We start from the raw sequence: 21,488 nt of genomic DNA, 5'->3' as shown, positions 1-21,488 counted from the left end.
ACCGCTTGCAATGGGCCTAGACCGCCGGCTGATCCATCGCCCGCAAGCGGCTACTGCGCGCGCATGCCGCCGCCCAAACAGCCAGCACCGCCGCCACCACCAACATGCCCGCACTCAGCCCGAAGGTGGCTTGATAGCCTTGAGCGTCAAACACCACACCACCGGCCGTGGCGCCAAAGGTAATGGCCAACTGCACGATGGCGACCATCAGGCCGCCGCCCGCTTCGGCGTCGTCGGGCAGGGTTCTGGCCAACCAGGTCCACCAGGCCACCGGCGCCGAGGTGGCGACCAATCCCCACAGCGCCAGCAAGCCGGCGGTGAGCAGTTGCGAGTCGCCATACCCGGTGAGCACCAGGGCAATCACCGCCATCAGCAGCGGAATGATCACCAGCGTCGGGAACAGCGTGCGGTTGAGCAGCAACCCTATCAGCGCCGTGCCAATAAACCCGCACACACCAAGCACCAACAGCATCAGCGACAACCCTGACGGGCTGACATGGGTGACGCTTTCCAGAAACGGCCGCAGGTAGGTGAACAAGGTGAACTGGCCCATAAAAAACAGGCTCACCGCCAACAGCCCAGACAGCACTTCCGGCCGCTTCAGCACCGTCAGCAGCCCGCGCGCATTGGCACCCGCCAACGGCAGCAAACGGGGCAGCGTCAGCCACTGCCACAAGAACGTAATGGCCGCCAGCGGCACCACGGCGAAGAACGCACCGCGCCAGCCGATGATCGCCCCGAGGTAACTGCCCACCGGCGCCGCCACCACTGAAGCCAGCGCGTTGCCGCCGTTAAGAATCGCCAGGGCGCGCGGCACGTTGGCCGGCACTACCAGGCGAATCACGGTGGCGGCCGACATCGACCAGAAGCCGCCAATGGCGACGCCAATCAACGCGCGTCCGAGCATGAAAATCGGGTAGCTCGGCGCCACCGCCACCAACGTGCCGGAGACCACCATCAGCAGCGTCAGCCACAGCAGCAACACGCGGCGGTCCATCTGCCGCGCGAGCTTGGCGATGCTCAAACTGGTGAGCACGGCAAACGCGCCGGACACCGCGATAGCCTGCCCGGCCTGGCCTTCGCTGATGTGCAAATCCGTGGCGATGGGCGTGAGCAAACTCACCGGCAAAAACTCGGAGGCCACCAAAGCAAAGGCAGCCACCGACATTGCCAGCACGGCACTCCAGCCGTGCGCAGCGGGTTGGGTGGTGGGGTTATCGGCAACAGTCATTACTTGAGGTTCGCTCGAAAGAAGTCGGTGAGTGTGGCGAAAGGAATCAGCTCGACGCGGTCGTACAAGTCCACATGCCCGGCGTTGGGGATGACTACCAATTGCTTGGGTTCGCCGGCCAGCTTGTACGCCGCTTCGCTGAACTCACGGGAGTGCGCGTTGGCGCCGGTAATGAACAGCATGGGGCGTGGCGAAATGGTCTCGATGTCGTTGAACGGGTAGAAGTTCATGAACTTGACGTTGCTGGTCAGCGTCGGGTGCGTGGTCAGTTCGCCCGACTGGCCAGCCGGCGTGAACTCGCCGCGCGGGGTGCGGTAGAAGTCATAGAACTCGCGTTCAATCGCGGTGGAATTGGCGTCGAGCTTGTGCACGGTGCCGCTGGTGTAGGCCTTGTCGCCGCCGGTGAATTCCACATAGCGATGCTCGGCCGCCTGGGCGAGAGCGCGCTTGCGCTGTTCCAGGCTAAAGCCGTGGTTGAGGCCGTTACGATTGGCGGCGCCCATGTCGTACATGCTGACCGTGGCGATGGCTTTCATGCGCGGGTCGATTTTCGCCGCGCTGATCACAAAGCTGCCGCTGCCGCAAATGCCGATCACGCCAATGCGTTGTTTATCCACCAGGGCGTGGGTGCCGAGAAAATCCACGGCAGCGCTGAAGTCTTCGGCATAGATGTCGGGCGACACCGCATTGCGCGGCTGCCCTTCGCTTTCGCCCCAAAACGACAAATCCAACGACAAGGTGACGAAACCCTGCTCGGCCATTTTCGTGGCGTAGAGGTTGGCGCTCTGCTCCTTCACCGCGCCCATCGGGTGGCCGACGATAATCGCCGGATTCTTGCTGCCAGGCTTGATGCCCTTGGGCATAAACAAATTGCCGGCAACGCGCATCTGGTATTGGTTGTTGAACTGCACCTTCTGCACCGTGACGTTTTCGCTGGTGTAGAAGTTATTGGCACCGTTGGACATGTCGGCTCCCATGGCGGTAAACGAGCTGAGCAAAAGGCAGAGCAGAACGCTGAATCGATTCATCGGACGCACCTGTTGAAAGGAATGGGCAAGCACGCATTGCGGCGCCGGCTGTAGGCGTCGGTTCTACGAGGTGGCCATTGTGACGGTGCAGGCAGCTAATGATTAGCTGATGAATGCTTACTTGGGCTATAAGCTGAGCTGATGAATAACGGAGCCATTAATGGGCGAGAATTTCGTTGCCAGGGATCGCGACTGAAGTCGCTCCTACAGGTTGGGCACACCCTGCGATCTCGTTACCGGACACAAGGCGCAATCGGCGATGACAAAACACAATTTCAACGATCTGCTGGCCTTCGTGACGGTGGCGCGCGAGGGCAGTTTTACCCGGGCCGCGGCGCACTTAGGCGTCACGCAGCCGGCGATCAGTCAGGTGGTGTCGGCGTTGGAGGCGCGGTTGCAAATCCGCTTGCTGACCCGCACCACCCGCAGCGTTTCGCTCACGGCGGCGGGCGAACGGTTGCTGGAAGCCATCGGCCATCGTTTCGATGAAATCGAGGCCGAGCTGGATGCCCTCACCGAACTGCGCGACAAACCGGCAGGCACCGTGCGTATTTCCTGCGGCGACCACATCATCAAAACCACCCTGCTGCCCAAACTGATGCCGGTGCTGCGCCAGTATCCGGATATCAAGCTGGAGCTGGACGTGAACTACGGCTTTCGCGACATCGTCGCCGACCGCTTCGACGCCGGCGTGCGTTTTAGCGAAACGGTGGCGCAAGACATGATCGCCGTCGCCATCGGCCCGGACGTGCGCATGGCGGCGGTGGCTTCGCCGGATTATTTCGCCGACAACCCGATTCCGAAAACGCCGCGCGACCTGGCCAATCACCGCTGCATCAACATTCGCTTTCCCACCTATGGCGGCGTCGATGCCTGGGAATTCGAGCGCCGTGGGCAGCCGGTAAAAGTGCGGGTCGACGGTCAACTGGTGTTCAACACCACCACCCACGTGGCCGACGCGGTGCTCGGCGGCATGGGCATCGCGTATCTGCCGGAGGAGGAATTCGAGCCTTACCTGAGCCAGGGTTTGCTGCGCCGGGTGTTGGAAGACTGGTGTCCGCCGTTTTCGGGGTATCACTTGTACTACCCGTCACGCCGCCAGCCTTCGCCAGCGTTTTCGTTGATTCTGGATGCATTGCGGGTTGAGCGGCCGAAACAGAAATAGCCCGCGCCCCCCCTGTGGGAGCGGCTTCAGCCGCGAGATTGTGACTTCCGCTTTTGACCTACCCCCCCGTAATGAATACGTTCGCCGATCTACCGTGTACGGCTTGAAATACTGGATCCCGAGTTTCTCGTCTGGCTGAATTTTGAATGTTCAATCATTACCGCGTCGGTTGAACGTTTTGTGAACGGGTGCAGGGTAGATCACGAGCGATAGAGCAAAAACTCGCGGCTGAAGCCGCTCCTACAAAATCAATTCATCTACCGCGCCGTACTCGAACAATATCGGCCATCACGGCCAGGGCGATTTCGGCCGGTGTTTTGCTGCCTAGGTCCAAGCCAATCGGCATGTGCAATCGGGCAATGTCGGCGTCGCTCAAACCACCAGAACGACGCAAACGCTCAGCGCGTTTTTGTGAGGTTTGCAGCGAGCCCATTACGCCGATGTAAAACGCCGAGGTGCGCACCGCTTCGATCATGGCCAGGTCGTCGATGCGCGGGTCGTGGGTGAGTGCGACGATGGCGGTGGCGCCGTGGCAACCGCCGGCGGCTATAAACGATGACGGCAGTTCCTTACGCACCTCAATGCCCGGCACTGTGAAGCCGGCCTGCGCGTCTTCGCGCGGGTCGCAGACGATCACTTCAAAGCCCAGGGTGCGGGCAAATTCGGCGCAGGCCACCGAGACCGGGGAGATGCCGGCAATGATCAGCCGAGCCGCCGGGCCAACGCGAATATGTACCTGATGCTGGTCGGGCAGTTCGGTCACCCGTTGGCCCAGTCCGTCATCGGCGAGCACCGTTGCCGCGCCGCTGCGCACGTCGATCTGGCGGATCACGTGGCGCTGGCCGAGCAGCGTGTCCAGCAGCGTTTCCAGTTGCTCGCGCGTGGCAATGGTGGGCGCCAGACGTTCCACCAGCACGTTGAGAATGCCGCCGCAGGGCAAGGCGATTCGCGCGCCTTGTGGGCCATCCGGGTCGCCGTAGCGCACGGTGCTGACGTCACGCTCGAACGCACCGGCTTGCAGACGTTCGAGAAAATCTTCCTCCACACAGCCGCCCGACAACGAGCCTACGTGCTGGCCATCGGCACGCGCGGCCAGCATGGAGCCGGGTTCACGGGGCGATGAGCCGAAGGTGCTGAGCACGGTGCACAGCCACACCGTTTCGCCGGCGCTCGCCCAGGCTAGCGCCTGCTCGGCGACGTGCACGTCGAGGTGCTGCATGGTCAACCGACCAACTGGTTGCCAATCGGCAGACGCCGGATGCGCTTGCCGGTCGCCGCCGCCAGCGCGTTGGCCACGGCCGGTGCCAGTGGCGGCAACGGAGGCTCGCCAATGCCGGTGGGCGCGGCGGCCGAAGGCACGATGTGCACTTCAACGACGGGCATGTCGTTGATGCGCAGCGGCGTGTAGTTGTGAAAGTTGCTCTGCTCCGCTTTGCCGTCAATAAAGGTCACGGCTTCGCTCAGTGCCGCCGACAAGCCGTAGCCCACGCAGCCTTCAACCTGGGCGCGGACCACGTCGGGGTTGACGACAATGCCGCAGTCCACGGCGCACACCACGCGGTCGACTTTGAAGCGGCCGTTGCTCTGCACGGTCACTTCTGCCACCTGGGCGACAAACGAGCCGAAGGCTTCATGCACGGCGATGCCACGGCCCCGGCGCTCGCCGTCTTTGCCGGGCGGCAGCGGTTTGTCCCAACCGGCTTTCTCGGCGGCCAGTTTCAGCACACCGGCATGGCGCGGGTGTTTGTCCAGCATGCCCAGGCGCCAGCTGACGGGGTCTTGCGCCGAGGCCTGGGCCAGTTCGTCGAGAAAGGTTTCGGTGGAAAACGCCGTGTGGGTGGAACCCACTGCGCGCCACCACTGCACCGGCACGGGGATGTCGTCGGGCGTGTGCAGATCAACCAGCATGGCGTCGATGCTGTAGGGAAGATTGGACGCGCCCTCAACGGAGGTGGGGTCGATGCCGTCTTTCATGCCCGCGCCGAAGGGAGAACCGGCGAGCACCGATTGGCCCACCAGACGATGCTGCCACGCCAGCAATTTGCCCTTGTCGTCCAGACCGGCACGCAGGGTGTGGTGAAACATGGGGCGATAGAGGCCGGCCTGCATGTCGTCTTCGCGCAGCCACACCATTTTCACCGGGGCGCGGGCGTTGATGGCTTTGACGATATGAGCGGTTTCCAGAATGTAATCGGCGTTCTTGCTGGCGCGTCGCCCAAAGCTGCCGCCGGCGTACAGGGTGTTGATTTTGACTTGCTCGACCTTTAGCCCGAACAGCTCGGCCAGCACTTGCTGGTTATAGGTTTGCATCTGCGCGCCAAACCAGGCTTCGCACACGTCCTTGCCTACGCGAATCACGCAGTTCATCGGTTCCATGGCGGCGTGGGCCAGGTACGGGAAGTCGTACGCGGCCTCCAGCACGTGCTTGGATTGGGTCATGGCGGTGTCGGCATCGCCTTTCTTGAGGGCGACGGCGCCAGGTTTTTCCGCGAGCTTTTTGAAGCGCGCCTCCAGCTCGGCCGAACTGGATTTGAACGCGGCCGTTTCATCCCACTGCACCACCAACGCATCGCGCCCGCGCTTGGCGCTCCAGGTGTCGCGCGCGAGCACGGCGACGCCGCTGGGAATCTGCACCACATCGACCACACCGGCCACCGCCAATGCCGGTTTGGCGTCGAAGGATTTCACCGTGGCGCCAAAGCGCGGCGGGTGGGCGACCACGGCGGTGAGCATGTCGGGCAGGTGAATGTCTTGGGTGTACTGCGCGGTGCCGTTGACCTTGGCGGCGGAGTCTTTGCGCGGTATCGCTTGGCCGATCAGTTTGAAGTCTTTAGGGTCTTTGAGCTGAACCTGAGCCGGCACTTTCTGTTCAGCGGCGGCGTTGGCCAGCTCGCCAAAGGTCGCAGTTTTGCCGCTGGCGGCGTGGCTGACCACCCCGTCGGCGACTGCGATGGCACTCGCCGGCACTTGCCAGCGTTGCGCTGCGGCTGCCACCAGCATGGCGCGCGCCGAGGCGCCGGCGTTGCGCAGTTGCTCCCACGAGTTGGCGATAGCGCTGCTGCCGCCGGTGCCTTGCGAGCCCCACTGCAAGTTGCTGTAGCGACTGGCGTCGGCAGCGGCACTTTCGACCCGCACTTGCGACCACGCGGCGTCCAGTTCTTCAGCCACGATCGTCGCCAGACCGGTGTAGGCGCCCTGCCCCATTTCCAGGTGCTTGGCGTACACGGTGACGCTGTTGTCCTCGCCGATACGCACAAACGCATTGGGCTCGAATGCCGGCGCGGCGGCCTGGCCTTCTGCGAGGGCGATATGCGGTTTCATCGCCCAGGGAAAATACACCGCCAGGGTCAGCCCGGCAGCAGAGCCTTGCAGGAAGCGGCGACGGCTCTGGTTTTCTATCGAATGGCTCATGGCTGATCCCTCGCTTACGCCAGCGTCTTGGCGGCTTGGTGAATGGCAGCGCGGATGCGCACGTAAGTGGCGCAGCGGCATACGTTGCCGGCCATGGCTTGATCGATATCGGCATCGGTAGGCGCGCGGTTTTTCTCCAATAAGGCCACCGCACTCATGATCTGCCCCGACTGGCAGTAACCGCACTGCACGACATCCAACTGCTGCCAGGCTTGCTGCACCGCCTTGCCCGTGCCGTTGTCGCCGATGTGTTCGATGGTGTGCACCGGCTTGCCCACTGCCGCCGACACCGGCGTTACGCAGGAGCGAATCGCCTGCCCATCAAGGTGCACGGTGCACGCGCCGCACATCGCCATGCCGCAGCCGAACTTGGTGCCGGTTAGCTGCAAGGTGTCGCGCAGAACCCACAGCAGCGGCGTATCGGGGGCGACGTCGACACGCATTTCTTGGTTATTGACGGTGAGCGTGAGCATGAAATCCTCCGGCGCGAAGAACGCGGTGCGGCATGGTCGAGGGAATAGCTGGCGGCCAGTATGCGCGGCTGGGCACGCGGATCACTTGCCTGATCCACGCGCGCAATTGCCTGATTCAACGAAATTTCCAGACACAACCGTTGGGCTGCAAGCCCCGCGTTATAGGCGTATGCGACGGATGTCGCGCTGCGGTGGCGCGCCGAACAGGCGGCTGTATTCGCGGCTGAATTGCGAGGAGCTTTCGTAGCCGACCATGGCCCCGGCGCTGTTGGCGTCGACGTTCTGGCTGAGCATCAATTGCCGCGCTTCCTGCAGGCGCAGCTGCTTTTGGTACTGCAGCGGGCTCATGCCGGTGACCGCGCGAAAGTGCTGGCGAAAGGTGGAAGGACTCATGTGCGCGCTCTGTGCCATGTCGTCGACGCGCAGGGTTTCGCGGAAGTTTTTCTTCAGCCAGGCCACGGTTTTAGCGATGTGCTGCTTGGGCGAGCCTGCCGCCACAATGTGCAGCAGCTGCGGGCCGTGAACACCGCTGAGCAGGCGCACGATGATTTCGCTTTGAATCAGCGGCGCCAGCGGTGCCAACAGCTCCGGGTTGTCGAGCAAGGCCACCAGGCGGATCAGGGCATCTACCACGTCGGTATCCAGGGCTTGCACGGTAATGGGCCGGAAGCGCTCGTCTTTCATGCGCGGGGCCAGGTTCAGGGTTTCCGCCACTTGCATCACCAGCGCGCGGTCGAACGTGAGCATCAATCCGAGGTACGGCTTGGCCGCACTGGCTTCGGTGACATGGGCCAGAACCGGCAGGTCGACGCTGGTGACAATCGATTCGCCCGGCCGGTAATGCAGCACCTCGTCGCCGACCATCACCCGTTTGGCGCCCTGCAACGCCAAGCCAATACCCAGCCCGTAGAGGCAATGCATGGGCTCGGTAACCGAGCGGCGGCGGAACAGGCTGAGGGCGGGATAGGCCGTTACCAGGTCGTCATCGGCGCGCAACAGCCGGGCCACGGCGTCCGCCAATACGGCAACGTTGGGGTTTTCACCTGCAGTGGATTTGACGGCTTGTTTCACAGGCGACTCCTACGAATGGATCGCGGAAGTATGCGCACAGCGGCTGGCGGCTTCTTGCCTGATTTGTTTCGTTTCTTGCCCAATTTGACGAGAGTCGCCTGGACCGGCCCTACAGCAGCGCTACACCCGCCCCACCGCCCGCCACGCCGCCTCGGCCAATGGCTGGCGATAGGCGTCGGGGCTTTGTTTGACCCGCGCCGAGAGCCAGGCGCGGCAGTAGTTTTCGGCCGGGCCGATGATCAGCGAGGGAATCAGTTCGCGCGGCAGATCGAGCAATTCTTCGCGGTGCGCGGCGTCGCTGAACCAGTCGCGCAATTGCGCGCTTCTGGCCAGGTTGGCCTCCTTGAGCTGTTCACTGAAAGCGCCCTGCGCCACGCTGTGGCGGGCCTGGTATTGGAAGCGTGCCCAGTCCGGCTCGGTCACCACCCAATCCACATAACTGTGCACCAGCGCGTGCACCCATTGCTGGGTAGAGGTGATGCCCGCGAGGTAGCTGTCGCGCAGGCGCGCCTGGTCATCGAGCGCAGCCATGAACAGCGCGGCTACAAGCCCTTCTTTGTTGCCGAAATGGTGATAGATCGAACCGACGCTGCTTTGGCTTTCGGCACGCACGGTGTCGATGGTGGTGGCTTCAATACCCTGGGAATTGAACAGCGCCAGCGCCGTGCGCAGGATTTGCCGCTTGGTCTCGGCGCGACGCCCAGGGTAGCAACGCTCAAGCAGATCAACAGGTTCCATGGTCGCGTCCGGAAAAAGCGCGATGGTAAGACAAACGCACCGACCCGACGAGTGATTGACAGCGTCCAACTACCAGAATATTGTTCTAGAACAGAATTCTACTTCTGTGTTTATTTCGCTTTCTTCACTCGTTAAAGGTCACCGTCCATGAGTCAGACACTCAGCATGTACCAAAGCGTTGGCGCCTCGGCGTTCAGTTCCATGGCCTGCCAAATGGCCCCGTACTTCAGCACCATCACGCCGGAAATTTCCGTGCTCGAACCCGGTCGTGGCGAAGTCAACGTGCCGTTTCGTAAAGAAATCACCAACCACCTCGCCTCCGTTCACGCCATCGCCCTGTGCAACGCAGCCGAACTGGCCGGCGGCATGATGACTGAAGTATCGATTCCAGCCGGCGCGCGCTGGATTCCAAAAGGCATGACCGTCGAATACCTGGCCAAAGCCAAAACTTCGGTACGCGCCATCGCCGACGGCAGCGCCATCGACTGGCAAACCGGCGGCGACAAAGTGGTGCCGGTGGACATTTTCGACGAAGGCGGCGTGAAGGTTTTCACGGCGCGCATCACCATGAATGTGAAGCTGGGTTAATCCGTAAAAAAAGCCGCCTCATGTGGGCGGCTATTTTCTTTGCGTTATGACTTCGGCGCTTCGCACGCCTGGCCGGACAATTCTACCCGGCCAAACTGCGCGCCCTCGTTGAGCGGGGTGATGGCGAGTAACTGGTCCAGTCGAATTTCCCGCTCGCCCTGCTCATCGCGAATACGCAAGAACTCTTCTTTGCTCGGGGCGGTGCGCGTGTCTAGCGCGGTGGCCTTGAGCTCGCCGCCATCGACTAACTCAATGCGCAATGGATACGCGTGCATGCAGGCGATTTCGAGGTAGTCATACAGGTCGCAATTCATTGGCTGGTACTGGCTCATGCTGGTCTCCTGTTTGTGGGTGTGTGCAACAGTGGATGCCCATTGTGGTGATGGGTTCGCACGCGGCGCTGACTGGTGCTGGCCGCCAAATCTATCGCGCTGCCGGAAAAAGCGCGCTTAGAGCCAATGCAATTATTAAAGTTCCCCTCTATTCATCGAAATCTTCCTACGATTACACTCGCGAACCGCTGTGCGACCACGGAAGTTCGTAGACAGGTCGCTTTGTGACTTCTAACCAGAGAGCCTTCAATGCGCCTGTCCCTCCCCGCATCAACACTGCGTTATTCCACACGTTTGGTTTTTGTTGGGGGGCTGCTGATGTTGGCGGGCTGCTCAACATTGAAGTTCGGCACTGCCGCCCTGACCGAAGATGAAGTGCGCAGCACGGTGGCCGCCGACAAAGCCGCCCTGGTTCGCGATGTAGAACCGCTTAACGGCCCGCTCACCCTGGAAGGCGCGGTGGCTCGCGCTATCAAGTACAACGCCGAGCAGCGTTACCACGCGATGGAACAAGCGGTGGCGCAAGGCACGTTTGAAGTCGGCCAGTTCGACATGCTGCCCAAGCTCATCGCCTCCGCCGGCTACCGTGGCCGCGACAAGGAATTGATTTCACGCAGCGAAGATTCCGTGACTGGCGAACCGTCACTGGCCAACCCGTATATCTCCTCCAGCCGCGAAGCAGTCACCAGCGATATCGGCATTTCCTGGAGTCTGCTGGATTTCGGCCAGAGCTACTACGCCGCCAAACAGAACGCCGACCGCGTGTTTATTGCCGGCGAACGCCGTCGCAAGGCACTGCACAATTTGATGGAAGAAGTACGCGGTGCTTACTGGCGCGTGGTTGCAGCGCAGAAGTTGCTGCCGGTGCTGCGCACCACCATCGCCGATTCCGAAGCGGCGTTGAAAGACGCCCAAGCCGCCGAGAACGAGAAAATCCGCTCGCCGCTCGAACCGCTGCGCTATCAGCGCCAGCTTCTGGAAAACCTGCGGCTGCTAGAGATGATTCAGCAAGAACTGTCTACCGCCCGTGTTGAATTGGCGGCGCTGACCAACCTGCCGCTGGTGGCCAATTTCAGCGTGGTGGAGCCGGCCAACGACAACAACGGTGCCTGGCTCAACCAGCCGGTGGACCAGCTGGAACAATACGCCCTGCTTCGCAACCCAGACCTGCGCGAAGGCATTTACAACGCTCGCATTGCCCAGGAAGAAACCCGCCGCACCCTGCTTAAACTCTTCCCGGGCGTGTCGTTCAACTACAGCTACCGCACCAGCGATGACGAGTACCTGATCAACCGCCACTGGACCGATGCGGGCGTGCAGATCTCGTACAACCTCATGGGTCTGCTGGCCGCACCGGCGCAAATGCGCCTGGCCGATGCCGGCGTCGCCCTCGCTGACCAGCGCCGCATGGCCACGCAAATGGTGGTGCTGACCAAACTGCATATCGCCCGCCTGCAATACGCCAACGCCACTCGCCAACTGGCGCGCGCGGACGCCATTGCCTCGGTAGACGAGCGCATGTCTACGCAAATCAGCAACCAGGCGGAGGCCTCGAAACTCACGCCGCTGGACCGCGTCTCGCAGCAAAGCGCGGCGGTGCTGTCGCAGCTGCGTCGTTACCAGGCGCTGTCCAACAGCCAGGCCGCGGCCTCGCGCCTGCAAGCCACGTTGGGTCTAGAGCCGGTGGTTGAAGGCTCCGACAGCATGCCGCTGGCGCAGCTCACCGATGTGGTCGGCAACGCCCTGCACACCTGGAACCAGGGCCAACTGCCGCCGGTGCAGGCCGCCCAATGAAAGCGGGTTGCACAGCGCTGACGCTGGTCGCCTTGCTCGCGGCCTGCAGCGTGAATGCGGCTGAGTCGTCTCTGGACCACCGCGAGATTCGCGCCCAGCTCACGCCACAGCGCTACACCACGCTTTCGGCAGAAATCGGCGCGAAGATCACCCGCTTGCCGTTGGCTGAAGGGGCGTCGTTCAAGCAAGGGCAAACGCTGGTGCAGTTCGATTGCCTGCTCCAGCAAGCGCAGTTGAACAAGGCTGAGGCCGCGCAAATGGCCGCCGACGCCGGCTGGAAAGGCAACCAGAAACTGGCGGAGCTCAACTCGGTAGGCAACATCGAGTTGAATGTATCCAAAGCCGAGGCGCTGAAAGCCAAGGCCGAGGTGGCAGCCAACCGCACGTTGCTCAGCAAATGTCAGATCGCCGCGCCCTTTCCCGGTCGCATTGCCGAGCAGAAAGTGCGCGAGCAGCAGTTTGTGCAGCCGGGCCAGGCGCTGCTGGAAATTCTCGACGACAGCACCTTGGAACTTGAATTTATCGTGCCCTCGCGCTGGTTGGCCTGGCTGCGGCCCGGCACGCCGTTTGAGGTGAGCATTGATGAAACCGGCAACACCTACCCGGCCAAAGTGCAGCGCATAGGCGCGCGGGTTGACGCGGTAACCCAGTCGATCAAACTCAGCGCGGTGATTGATGGCCGCTTTGACGAGTTGATGGCCGGCATGAGCGGCAACGTGGTGATGAAACCGCCGTCGCAATAAAGAACAAAAGCGGCCCGAGCCGCCTTTACGTGATCAGCGTTGTTCCGAACAGCTGCCTCAGGAGTTAGCCATGAACCAGTCCATCGCGTCCCTGCTTCGTTCTGCAATGAACGCAACGGCCGGCCCACGCTTGCGGCGCACCTCGCAGCTGTTGTCTCTGGAACAACGCTTTATGTTTGACGGCGCCGCCGTGGCCGATGCGGCCCACGCCGCACAAACCCCCGACGCTGCTGCGGCGGCCGCCCCGGCCTTGCCGCCTGCTGTCACCGTACGTGAAGCGGAGCCAGCCAAAGATAACGGCAGAAAAGAAGTGGTGCTGGTCGACACCTCGCTCGCCAACTACAAGGCGCTGGAAGCCGGCGTCCGTGACGGCATGGGCATTGTCGAATTCGACGGCAGCAAAGACGGCCTGGCGCAGATTGCCCAATGGGCCTCGACGCAGAGCGGGCTCGATGCCATTCACATCTTGTCCCATGGCTCCGAAGGCGTGCTCAACCTGGGCACCGCCCATATCAGCGAAGCGTCGCTGAGCGATGCCACTACCCAAGCCGAACTGGCGCAGTTGGGGCGGGCACTGGGTAGCGAAGGCGATTTATTGCTGTACGGGTGCGACACCGGCGACAGCACGGCACTGCTCAATGGCGTGGCCCAGGCAACCGGGGCTGATGTAGCGGCTTCGACTGACCTGACCGGTGCAGCGAAACAGGGAGGAGACTGGGTGCTGGAAGCGCATAGCGGCGCTATCGAAGCGCAAGCGCTTTCGCTGCCAGACTACAACGGCGTGCTTCAAACGGTCAGCTTTGTTAACGGCCAGGATGGCGATGACAACGGCGCAGATATCGATGGCAACGGACAGGTAAATTCCATCAACAAAGCGGTCGGTGGAACACCGATCCGATTCGAAAGCGGCGGGCCAGAGCTGTATGTCTATAGCGACGGCTCGGGTTTGTATTCGATGTCTGCCGACCAAAACAGTATTTATTTAAAGGTCACCATCCAAAACGGCTCCAGCTTCAACTTAAGCAACGTTCAAGTGGCTTCGTTCGTTAGTTCAATGAATATTGCCCTCACCCGGGCCGACGGCACCACCGACAATGTGACGGTCAACCTCGGCCCCGCCGACGGCCTGCTTCATCCGATCACGCTTAATTTGCAGAATGTCACCAGCCTGATTTTTACTGCGGCCAACTACACCACTTTTCAAGACTTCGGCATCACCCTCTTCGTACCGCCGACCGTCGCCAGCGCCACGCTATCGGCCGACACCGCCGCCAACGGCACCACCAATACCGACTTCGTCACCAAGACGGCGGCACAAACGATTAGTGGCACGCTTTCCGGGAACCTCTCGACCGGCGAGCGGGTACAAGTTTCTTTCGATAACGGGGCCAACTGGGCGGATGCTTCCACCTACTCCGTGGGCAGCAATACCTGGAGCACCAGCACCACGTTGGCCGGTTCCAATACTTTTCAGGCACGCGTCATCGCTGCCAACGGCGATACCACTACGCCTTACACGCATACCTACACCCTCGACACCACACCGCCCACCATCTCGTTCAGCAACGTCACGTTTTCCGCCGATACCGGGTCGTCATCCAATGATCTGGTCACCAACCTCTCCGGCCAAACCATTCAAGCCACCCTCAGCGCAGTGCCAGGCGGCACGGATACCGTGTGGGCGTCTACCGACAACGGCACTACCTGGTCCAACGTCACCAGCAAAGTGAGCGGCACAACGCTAACGTGGACGGGCGCCACGCTCGTCTCCACCAACTCGACCCTGCGTTTTCGCGTCACCGACCTGGCGGGAAACGACAGCGTCACGAGCATTCAGGCGTACACGCTGGACACCTCGGCACCTGCCACCACAGCGGTGGCGGTACCGCCGAGTGCCACTTACCACACCGGCGACAACCTGGACTTCACGGTGAATTTCGGCGAAGCCGTCACCGTCGATTCTTCCGGCGGCACGCCGCGAATTGCCCTGACGGTCGGCGCAACCACGCGCTTTGCCACCTACGTGTCCGGCTCGGGCACGAGTGCGTTGGTGTTTCGCTACACCGTCGTCAACGGCGACTCCGACGCAAACGGTATTAGCGTAGGGGCCCTATCTGCCAACGGCGGCACCCTGCGCGATACGGCCGGCAATGACGCCAGTACAACGCTCAATAGCGTGGCAAGCACAGCCGGCGTGAACGTAGACGGCTCAAACCCAAGCGTGACCAACGTCGCCGCCAGCACCCTTGACGGCAGCTATGGCGCGGGCCAAACCGTTACCATCACCGTCGACTTTTCCAGCGCGGTCACCGTCGACACCACCAACGGCTCGCCGACCTTGGCGCTTAGCGACGGCGGCATTGCCACCTATTCCGGTGGCTCGGGCGGCGCCACGCTGACCTTTACATACGTGGTGGCTGCCGGTCAGAACAGCAGCGACCTCGACTACAGCGCCACCACTGCCCTGGCGCTAAACGGCGCCACCATCATTGAAGCCGGCGGCAGTCACCAGAACGCCTCGGTAACCCTGGCCACGCCCGGCACGGCGGGCTCGCTGAGCGCGAATAAAGACCTGATCATCGACACCACGGCGCCGACCAATACCGTCAACACTGCGAAATTTTCCGCCGATACCGGCACTTCGGGCACCGACTTCATTACCAAAACAGCGGCGCAGACCATCAGTGGCACGTTGACTTCCAACCTGGCAGCTGGCGAGAACGTGTATGTCTCGCTCGACAATGGCAGCAGTTGGACACTGGCCACTATCAGCGTCGGCAGCAAAAACTGGTCGCTGGCGGGCCAGACGTTGACGGGCAGCAGCACGCTGAAGGTTCGTGTCTCGGACGACGCCGGCAACAACGGCGGCGCCCTCGCTCAGGCCTATGTGCTCGATACCACCAACCCAACCACTACGTTCAGCGGTATCTCGTTTTCGGCTGATAACGGCGCCAGCGACAGCGACCTGATCACCAACGTCGCCGCGCAAACCATCAGCGCCACCCTGAGCAACGCGCCCGGTGCGGGGGACATTGTCTACGGCTCGCTGGATAACGGCGCCACTTGGGCCGACATCACCAGCAAGGTGTCCGGCACTACGCTGAGCTGGACGGGCGTAACGCTAGCCGGCAGCGACACGCTGCGTTTTCGTGTCACCGATGCTGCCGGCAATAACGGCAACGCCAGCACCGCAGCGTACGTGCTGGACACCACGGGCTCCAACACCTCCGTCGCAAGCCTGAACTTCTCGGCCGACTCCGGCACCTCGCAAAGTGACTTCATTACCCGTAACTCAGGCCAAAACATCAGCGGCACGTTGTCGGCCAACCTGGCGGCCGGCGAAAGCGTGCTGGTGTCGCTGGACAGCGGCGCGACGTGGGCCACCGCGTCCGCCACCGTCGGCAGCAGCAGTTGGGTGCTCAACGGGCAAACGCTGGTCAGCTCCGACACGCTGCAAGTCAAAGTGGTCGACATCGCCGGCAACGACGGCCCCGTGTTGTCGCAGTCGTATATTTACGACACCGCCGCCACCGTGCCGACCGTGGACCCGCTGACTACGCCGAGCGTGACGCCGCTGCTCACCGGCAATGCCAGCTTGGCGGCCGGAGAAACCCTGACCATCACCGTAGGCGGCGCGACGTACGACGTAACGCCGGTGGCAGGCGCCTGGAGCCTGGATTTATCCTCGGCGGTGCCGGTGAGCGGCGCGCTGACGTTAACGTTGAACCAGCAATACAGCGTGACCGCCACGGTCGTCGATCTGGCCGGTAACAGCGCCACCGACACCACCACGGGTGAGCTGATTGTCGGCACGCTGGTGCCGCCGACCGTGCCGACCGCGCCTACCGAAGGCTTCCAAACTCCACCGGTTCGCCCTGATCCATTGCCGCCGATTGCCCAACCGCCCTCGTTTCTGCCGCCAAGCGTCAGCGAACCGGCCGCACCCATGCCGCCCACGTTCGATAACGGTGTAGGTAACCCTTGGCAATCGCCGACCTTGTTTGGCGATGCGCTGTCTGGCAGCGCCGAAGTCAACGGCGGCATGGCCGAACTGATGAGCCCTGCGGCAGGCCTGGTATTTATGGGCGGTCGCGATGCCCTTGGCAGCCGCGCGCCGGTTACTGACCTGGTGGTGCAAAGCGGCGAGCGCGTGAATCTGCAGGTGAACGCCGAATCGTTTATGCAAAGCCAGCCGGGGCAAACCGTGCGCCTGACCGCAGAGCTGGCCGATGGCCGTCCGCTGCCGAGCTGGTTGAAATTCAACTCCCGTGATGGTCGCTTTGAAGGCAAGGCGCCGGCTGATTTCAGCGGCAAACTCACCGTGCGCGTAATCGCCCGCGACGGCCTGGGCCATGAGGCGATACAGGAGTTCGACATCGTTATTGCGCGGCCGGATCAGGCACAGACCGCGGTGCCGGCAGCCGCAGAGTTGGCCGGCCGCAGCAGCCTTACCCAGCAACTGCGTGACGCTCGCAGCCACGGCGCCAACCGCCTCGCCGGGCTCGCCGCCGCAGCGGATGGTCGGCGCACATGAATGAAGCGGTAACCGCGCCCGCCAACCCGCTACTGACATTGATCGAACTGGGACAACGGGCGCGCGCGGCAGCCACCACCGCCGAGCTGGGCTTTGTGCTGGTAAACGACACCCGCGCCCTGCTCGCTTACCGCCAGGCCGCGTTATGGCTGAGCGATGGCGGCGTGCGCGCGCTGTCGGGCGTGGTGTCGGTGGACGGCAACGTACCGTACGCACAGTGGCTACAGCGGCTCGGCCGGCATCTTTCGAGCACACACACCAGCGACGCGCCGCTGGCCATCGACATCAACGCGCTACCCGCCGAGATCAGCGCCGAATGGGCCGAATGGCTGCCCGCTTATGCCACCTGGTTGCCGCTGCCCGCCGTAGACGGTGGCCTGCTGCTGGGCGCCGATCATCCGCTGGCGCCGGAGCTGAATCCGTTACTCAGCGAATGGCGCGACATCTGGCAACACGCGTGGCTGGCCTTACAGCGTCCGGCGCGCTGGACGCCGTGGGGCAAACGTACGGGCAGCGGCTTGCGTTGGCGCCGTTATGCCATCGGCGCGGCTATCGTGCTTGGGGTGCTGTGTTTTCCGGTGCGGCTCACGGTGCTGGCCCAAGGCGAACTGGTGCCGGCTAACCCGGCCACTATCCGCGCACCGCTGGACGGCGTGATCGCCGACTTCAGCGTACGCCCGAACCAGAGCGTAAACCCTGGCGAGGTACTGTTCACCTTCGATCAGGCGCCGCTGGATAGCCGCCTGGCCGTGGCACGCGAAGCGCTGACCACCGCACGCGCCGAGTACCGGCAGGCCAGCCAGATGATGCTCAACGACCCGCAAGCGCGCGCGCAGATTTCCACGCTGCTGGGCAAGATCGCTGAGAAAGAAGCGCAAGCCACGTTCCTTCAGGGCCAGTCCGAACGCTCCCGCGTGCTCGCCCCAAGCGCCGGCATCGTACTGCTCGACGACCCCAGCGAATGGATCGGCCGCCCGGTGCAAACCGGCGAGAAAATACTGCAAGTGGCCGCCGCCAATGAAGTGGAAATCGAAGCCTGGATTCCCATCGGCGACGCCATTCCGTTGGCCGACCGTGCGCCTTTGCAGTTGTACTTGGCCGCCTCGCCGCTCACCTCGCTTGAGGGCACCATTCGCTACATGAGCCACCGTGCCACGGCACGCCCAGACGGCAGTTTCGCCTACCGCGTGCGCGCCACGCTGGTGACCCCGTCGGATCAACGCATCGGTTTGAAAGGCACGGTAAAGCTCTACGGCGACCAAGTGCCGCTGGCCTACTGGGTGCTGCGTCGGCCACTGGCTGCCGTGCGCCAGTTCCTGGCGATCTGAGGCGCAGGACATGGCCGCAACACTCCCCATTCTGCGCGACGAACTGACCATCGAACCCGGCCCACGGCTGAGCGATGGGCAACCGAGCTGGACGCTACACGACCCGGCCCGCAACCTGTTTTTCCAGATCGACTGGCCCAACTTTGAAATGCTCAGCCGCTGGCACCTGGGCCAACCGCGCGCCATTGTCGAAGAAGTAAACCGGGACACCACACTCGAACTCGACCTGCCCGCCTTCGACGAGCTGCAAACATTCCTGCGCGACCAGCACCTGCTGCAGCCTTCTCTCGGCGCGGCGCCCGCTTTCGCCGCCAGCCTGGCCAAACAGCGCGGCACCTGGAGTGAATGGTTGCTGCACAACTACCTGTTCTTCCGTATTCCGCTGGTGCGCCCGGACCGTTTGCTACGCCGCGCCAAGCCGTACGTGGGGTTTGCCTTCACGCCGGTGTTCTGGTGGCTAACGCTACTGGCCGCTGTGCTCGGCGGCATGTCGGCGTACCGCGAAAGCGAGCGTTTCGTCGCCACCCTTATGGACACGCTCACATGGCAAGGCATGGCCGCCTATGGCGCGGCGCTGTTCTTCGCCAAAACCTGTCACGAGCTGGGCCACGCCTTCACTGCCAAGCACTACGGCTGCCGCGTGCCGACCATGGGCCTGGCGTTTCTGGTGATGTGGCCGGTGGCATACACCGACACCAACGACGTATGGCGCCTGCCCAGCCGCGAGCAACGACTGGCCGTAGCCGGTGCCGGCATCCTCACCGAGCTGGCGATTGCGGCTTGGGCCACGCTGGCGTGGGCCTGGTTGCCGGAAGGTGGACCCAAGCAGATCGCGTTTCTGCTCTCGACCACCACATGGGTGTCGACGCTGATTATCAACGGCAGCCCGTTTATGCGCTTCGACGGCTACTTTCTGCTGTCCGACTACCTCGGCATCCCCAATCTGCACAGCCGCGCCTTTGCCCTGGCGCGCTGGGATTTGCGCGAACGCCTGTTCAATGTTCAGGAACCGCCGCCGGAATACTTTCCGCCGCGCCGGCACAAGGGGCTGGTGATCTTTGCCTGGGCGGTGTGGATTTACCGCCTGGTGCTGTTTCTGGGCATCGCCGCGCTGGTCTATCACTTCTTTATCAAGGCCGTGGGCATCTTCTTGTTTATCGTCGAAATCAGCTGGTTTATCGCCATGCCGCTGTGGCGTGAAGTCAAGGAATGGCGCAGCCGCTGGCCGACGATTCGACAGCACGGGCGGGTGCGGTTATCGGCATTGCTGATGCTGTTGCTGGTTGGCCTGGTGTTTATTCCCTGGCCCAACCGCGTGCTGACCAGCGGCTTGCTGCAACCGCAACAGCACATGGCGTTGTACGCACCGGCCAACGCGATGGTCAGCGAACTTCCCGTCGCCAACGGTCAGGTCGTGGCTGCTGAACAAGCGCTGCTGCGCCTGGCTTCCCCCGACCTGCAATTGCGCGCGAGGGAAGCCGGCGCACGGCAAGATGCACTGAGCTGGCAATCCGGCGCGGCCGCGTTCGACAACAAAACCCGCAAAGACTGGCTGTTGTTGCAGGACCAACTCGCCCACGCCAACGCCGAACAAGCCACGGTGGGCGCCGACTTGCAGCGCTATCAACCCGCTGCGCCCTACCCCGGCCGGTTGGTGGACATCGACCCTGACCTCCGCCAAGGCGACTGGCTGCAAGGCCAGGAGCCCTTGGGCGAACTGATCGGCGACGGCCCCTGGCAGGTGGTGACCTATGTCGACGAAGACGAAATCCGCCGCTTGCAGATTGGCGATCGCGCGCTGTTTATTGCCGACGGTATGGGCGGGCCAAACGTAAAAGCGCACGTCGCCAGCATCGACCACAACGCCAGCCGCACGCTCGGCGAAGCCTCGCTGTCGGCCACCTCGGGCGGGCATATTCTAGTGCGCGAAAAAGGCGGCCTTCTCTATCCTGAACAAGCTGTCTACCGCGTGGTACTCGCCCTCGATACCGCCGTTCCCTCCACCAGCCTGCTGGTACGCGGCCGCGTGGCGATCGCAGGGAATTGGGAATCGCCGATTTCGCGGTTCCTGCGTACAGCCGGTGCGGTGGCCTGGCGCGAGGCCGGTTTCTGATTACGGCGGCCCGGCTCAAGCACTGCTTTTGACAAAGTCGATAAACGCCCGCAACGGCGACGGCAAATAGCGCCGGCCCGGGTAATACAGAAACGGGCCGGAGAACGATTGCCACCACGGCTGCAATATCGGCACCAGCGCGCCGCTTTCAAAATGCGGACGTAGCCAGTCTTCGAACAGGTAAATCACGCCCAGCCCGTCGACGGCCGTTTGTACGGCCAGGTCGACGGCGCCGCCCACGCGCACGATCAATGGGCCGCTGGGGTCCACGCTGATGGTTTCGCCCTTGCGCTCGTAGTCCCACAACGGCATCGCGCCGCTGGGGAATTTGCCTCGGATGCAGGCGTGTTGCAGCAGGTCGCGCGGATGTTTGGGCGTGCCGTGGGCGGCCAGGTAAGCGGGTGACGCGGCCGTGGCGCAGCGTTGAACACGCGGGCCGATGGGCACGGCGATCATGTCTTGCTCGAGGCGATCGTCGTAACGAATGCCGGCATCGCAACCGGCAGCCAGCACGTCGACGAAGCTTTCTTCGGCGATGATTTCCAGACGGATATCCGGGTGCGCTTGCAGAAACGGCGTGATGATCGCCGGCAGCACCAGCCGCGCGGCGCTGAGCGGCACGTTGAGTTTCAACGTGCCGGAGGGGCGGTCGCGGAAGTCGTTGACCACGTCCAGCGCCGATTCCACTTCGCTCAGCGCCGGCACGATGCGCTCCATCAAGCGCGTGCCCGCTTCGGTGGGCACCACGCTGCGGGTGGTGCGGTTGAGCAGGCGCACGCCGAGGTCGGCTTCCACCCGGCGCACGGCTTCGCTGAGGTTGGAGGCCGATTTGCCGCTCAACCGCGCGCCTTCGCGAAAGCCGCCCGCGTTAACCACGGTGACAAAGGCCAGCAGGTCTTGAATGTCTGTTTGCATTGTTCGCCGCTCCGCACAACCCGT

Annotated in this window: 16 protein-coding genes; 7 read left to right on the top strand and 9 right to left on the bottom strand. The window is 62.8% G+C overall.

The genetic code is table 11. The features are described from left to right. Window positions 1-16: 16 nt before the first annotated feature. Both ACZZ0Q_RS07470 and ACZZ0Q_RS07465 read right to left on the bottom strand, forming a co-directional pair. A complete protein-coding gene (locus ACZZ0Q_RS07470) occupies window positions 17-1,231 on the bottom strand; it encodes an MFS transporter (protein WP_463539524.1) in 1,215 nt (404 codons plus the stop codon). Beyond that, window positions 1,231-2,259: an alpha/beta hydrolase gene (locus tag ACZZ0Q_RS07465; protein WP_463539525.1), complete on the bottom strand. Its 1,029-nt coding sequence runs from the start codon at window positions 2,257-2,259 to the stop codon at window positions 1,231-1,233. Before ACZZ0Q_RS07465 ends, ACZZ0Q_RS07470 begins: the two co-directional genes overlap by 1 nt. Before the next feature lie 259 nt (window positions 2,260-2,518). On the opposite strand from ACZZ0Q_RS07465, the gene ACZZ0Q_RS07460 reads away from it, so the two are divergent. Next, window positions 2,519-3,424, top strand: coding sequence for a LysR family transcriptional regulator (locus ACZZ0Q_RS07460; protein WP_463539526.1), 906 nt, complete (start codon window positions 2,519-2,521; stop codon window positions 3,422-3,424). Window positions 3,425-3,677: 253 nt separating this feature from the next. Here the strand turns inward: ACZZ0Q_RS07460 and ACZZ0Q_RS07455 are convergent, their stop codons facing one another. The 5 genes from ACZZ0Q_RS07455 to ACZZ0Q_RS07435 all read right to left on the bottom strand — a co-directional run bounded on the left by ACZZ0Q_RS07455 (window position 3,678) and on the right by ACZZ0Q_RS07435 (window position 9,117). After that, on the bottom strand, window positions 3,678-4,643 hold the full coding sequence (locus ACZZ0Q_RS07455) for an XdhC family protein (RefSeq protein ID WP_463539527.1): 966 nt from the start codon (window positions 4,641-4,643) through the stop codon (window positions 3,678-3,680). Between the two features lie 2 nt (window positions 4,644-4,645). Next, window positions 4,646-6,835, bottom strand: a complete 2,190-nt coding sequence (locus ACZZ0Q_RS07450; RefSeq protein ID WP_463539528.1) for a xanthine dehydrogenase family protein molybdopterin-binding subunit — start codon at window positions 6,833-6,835, stop codon at window positions 4,646-4,648. Between the two features lie 14 nt (window positions 6,836-6,849). Further along, complete coding sequence (locus tag ACZZ0Q_RS07445) at window positions 6,850-7,308, bottom strand: (2Fe-2S)-binding protein (RefSeq protein WP_463539529.1); 459 nt, start codon at window positions 7,306-7,308, stop codon at window positions 6,850-6,852. A 159-nt stretch (window positions 7,309-7,467) separates the two neighbouring features. Further along, the gene (locus ACZZ0Q_RS07440; protein WP_463542218.1) at window positions 7,468-8,328 is read right to left on the bottom strand and encodes an AraC family transcriptional regulator; all 861 of its coding nucleotides are present in this window, start codon (window positions 8,326-8,328) and stop codon (window positions 7,468-7,470) included. A gap of 171 nt (window positions 8,329-8,499) precedes the next feature. After that, the gene (locus tag ACZZ0Q_RS07435; RefSeq protein WP_463539530.1) at window positions 8,500-9,117 is read right to left on the bottom strand and encodes a TetR/AcrR family transcriptional regulator; all 618 of its coding nucleotides are present in this window, start codon (window positions 9,115-9,117) and stop codon (window positions 8,500-8,502) included. Between the two features lie 147 nt (window positions 9,118-9,264). On the opposite strand from ACZZ0Q_RS07435, the gene ACZZ0Q_RS07430 reads away from it, so the two are divergent. Next, window positions 9,265-9,705 carry a hotdog fold domain-containing protein gene (locus tag ACZZ0Q_RS07430; RefSeq protein ID WP_122493691.1) on the top strand — a complete coding sequence of 147 codons (441 nt, stop codon included), beginning with the start codon at window positions 9,265-9,267 and terminating at the stop codon, window positions 9,703-9,705. A gap of 44 nt (window positions 9,706-9,749) precedes the next feature. Here ACZZ0Q_RS07430 and ACZZ0Q_RS07425 read toward each other — a convergent pair whose 3' ends face one another. Beyond that, a complete protein-coding gene (locus tag ACZZ0Q_RS07425; protein WP_463539531.1) occupies window positions 9,750-10,037 on the bottom strand; it encodes a Rho-binding antiterminator in 288 nt (95 codons plus the stop codon). A 249-nt stretch (window positions 10,038-10,286) separates the two neighbouring features. Here ACZZ0Q_RS07425 and ACZZ0Q_RS07420 point away from each other — a divergent pair, with 249 nt between their 5' ends. The 5 genes from ACZZ0Q_RS07420 to ACZZ0Q_RS07400 all read left to right on the top strand — a co-directional run bounded on the left by ACZZ0Q_RS07420 (window position 10,287) and on the right by ACZZ0Q_RS07400 (window position 20,549). Then, entirely contained in the window at window positions 10,287-11,831 is a 1,545-nt protein-coding gene (locus ACZZ0Q_RS07420) for a TolC family protein (protein ID WP_463539532.1), read from the top strand. Beyond that, complete coding sequence (locus ACZZ0Q_RS07415) at window positions 11,828-12,574, top strand: efflux RND transporter periplasmic adaptor subunit (protein ID WP_463539533.1); 747 nt, start codon at window positions 11,828-11,830, stop codon at window positions 12,572-12,574. The genes ACZZ0Q_RS07420 and ACZZ0Q_RS07415 overlap by 4 nt, the downstream gene beginning before the upstream one ends. Before the next feature lie 70 nt (window positions 12,575-12,644). Continuing rightward, window positions 12,645-17,108 carry a DUF4347 domain-containing protein gene (locus ACZZ0Q_RS07410; RefSeq protein WP_463539534.1) on the top strand — a complete coding sequence of 1,488 codons (4,464 nt, stop codon included), beginning with the start codon at window positions 12,645-12,647 and terminating at the stop codon, window positions 17,106-17,108. Beyond that, complete coding sequence (locus ACZZ0Q_RS07405; protein WP_463539535.1) at window positions 17,105-18,436, top strand: efflux RND transporter periplasmic adaptor subunit; 1,332 nt, start codon at window positions 17,105-17,107, stop codon at window positions 18,434-18,436. The genes ACZZ0Q_RS07410 and ACZZ0Q_RS07405 overlap by 4 nt, the downstream gene beginning before the upstream one ends. A gap of 10 nt (window positions 18,437-18,446) precedes the next feature. Then, a complete protein-coding gene (locus tag ACZZ0Q_RS07400) occupies window positions 18,447-20,549 on the top strand; it encodes an efflux RND transporter periplasmic adaptor subunit (RefSeq protein WP_463539536.1) in 2,103 nt (700 codons plus the stop codon). A gap of 15 nt (window positions 20,550-20,564) precedes the next feature. Here ACZZ0Q_RS07400 and ACZZ0Q_RS07395 read toward each other — a convergent pair whose 3' ends face one another. After that, a complete protein-coding gene (locus ACZZ0Q_RS07395) occupies window positions 20,565-21,464 on the bottom strand; it encodes a LysR family transcriptional regulator (RefSeq protein ID WP_463539537.1) in 900 nt (299 codons plus the stop codon). Between the last annotated feature and the right edge of the window lie 24 nt (window positions 21,465-21,488).

The organism is Pseudomonas sp. AC070, assembly GCF_979258635.1.
Note: the sequence above shows the minus strand (reverse complement) of the source record. Positions and strands in the feature narration are given on the sequence as shown.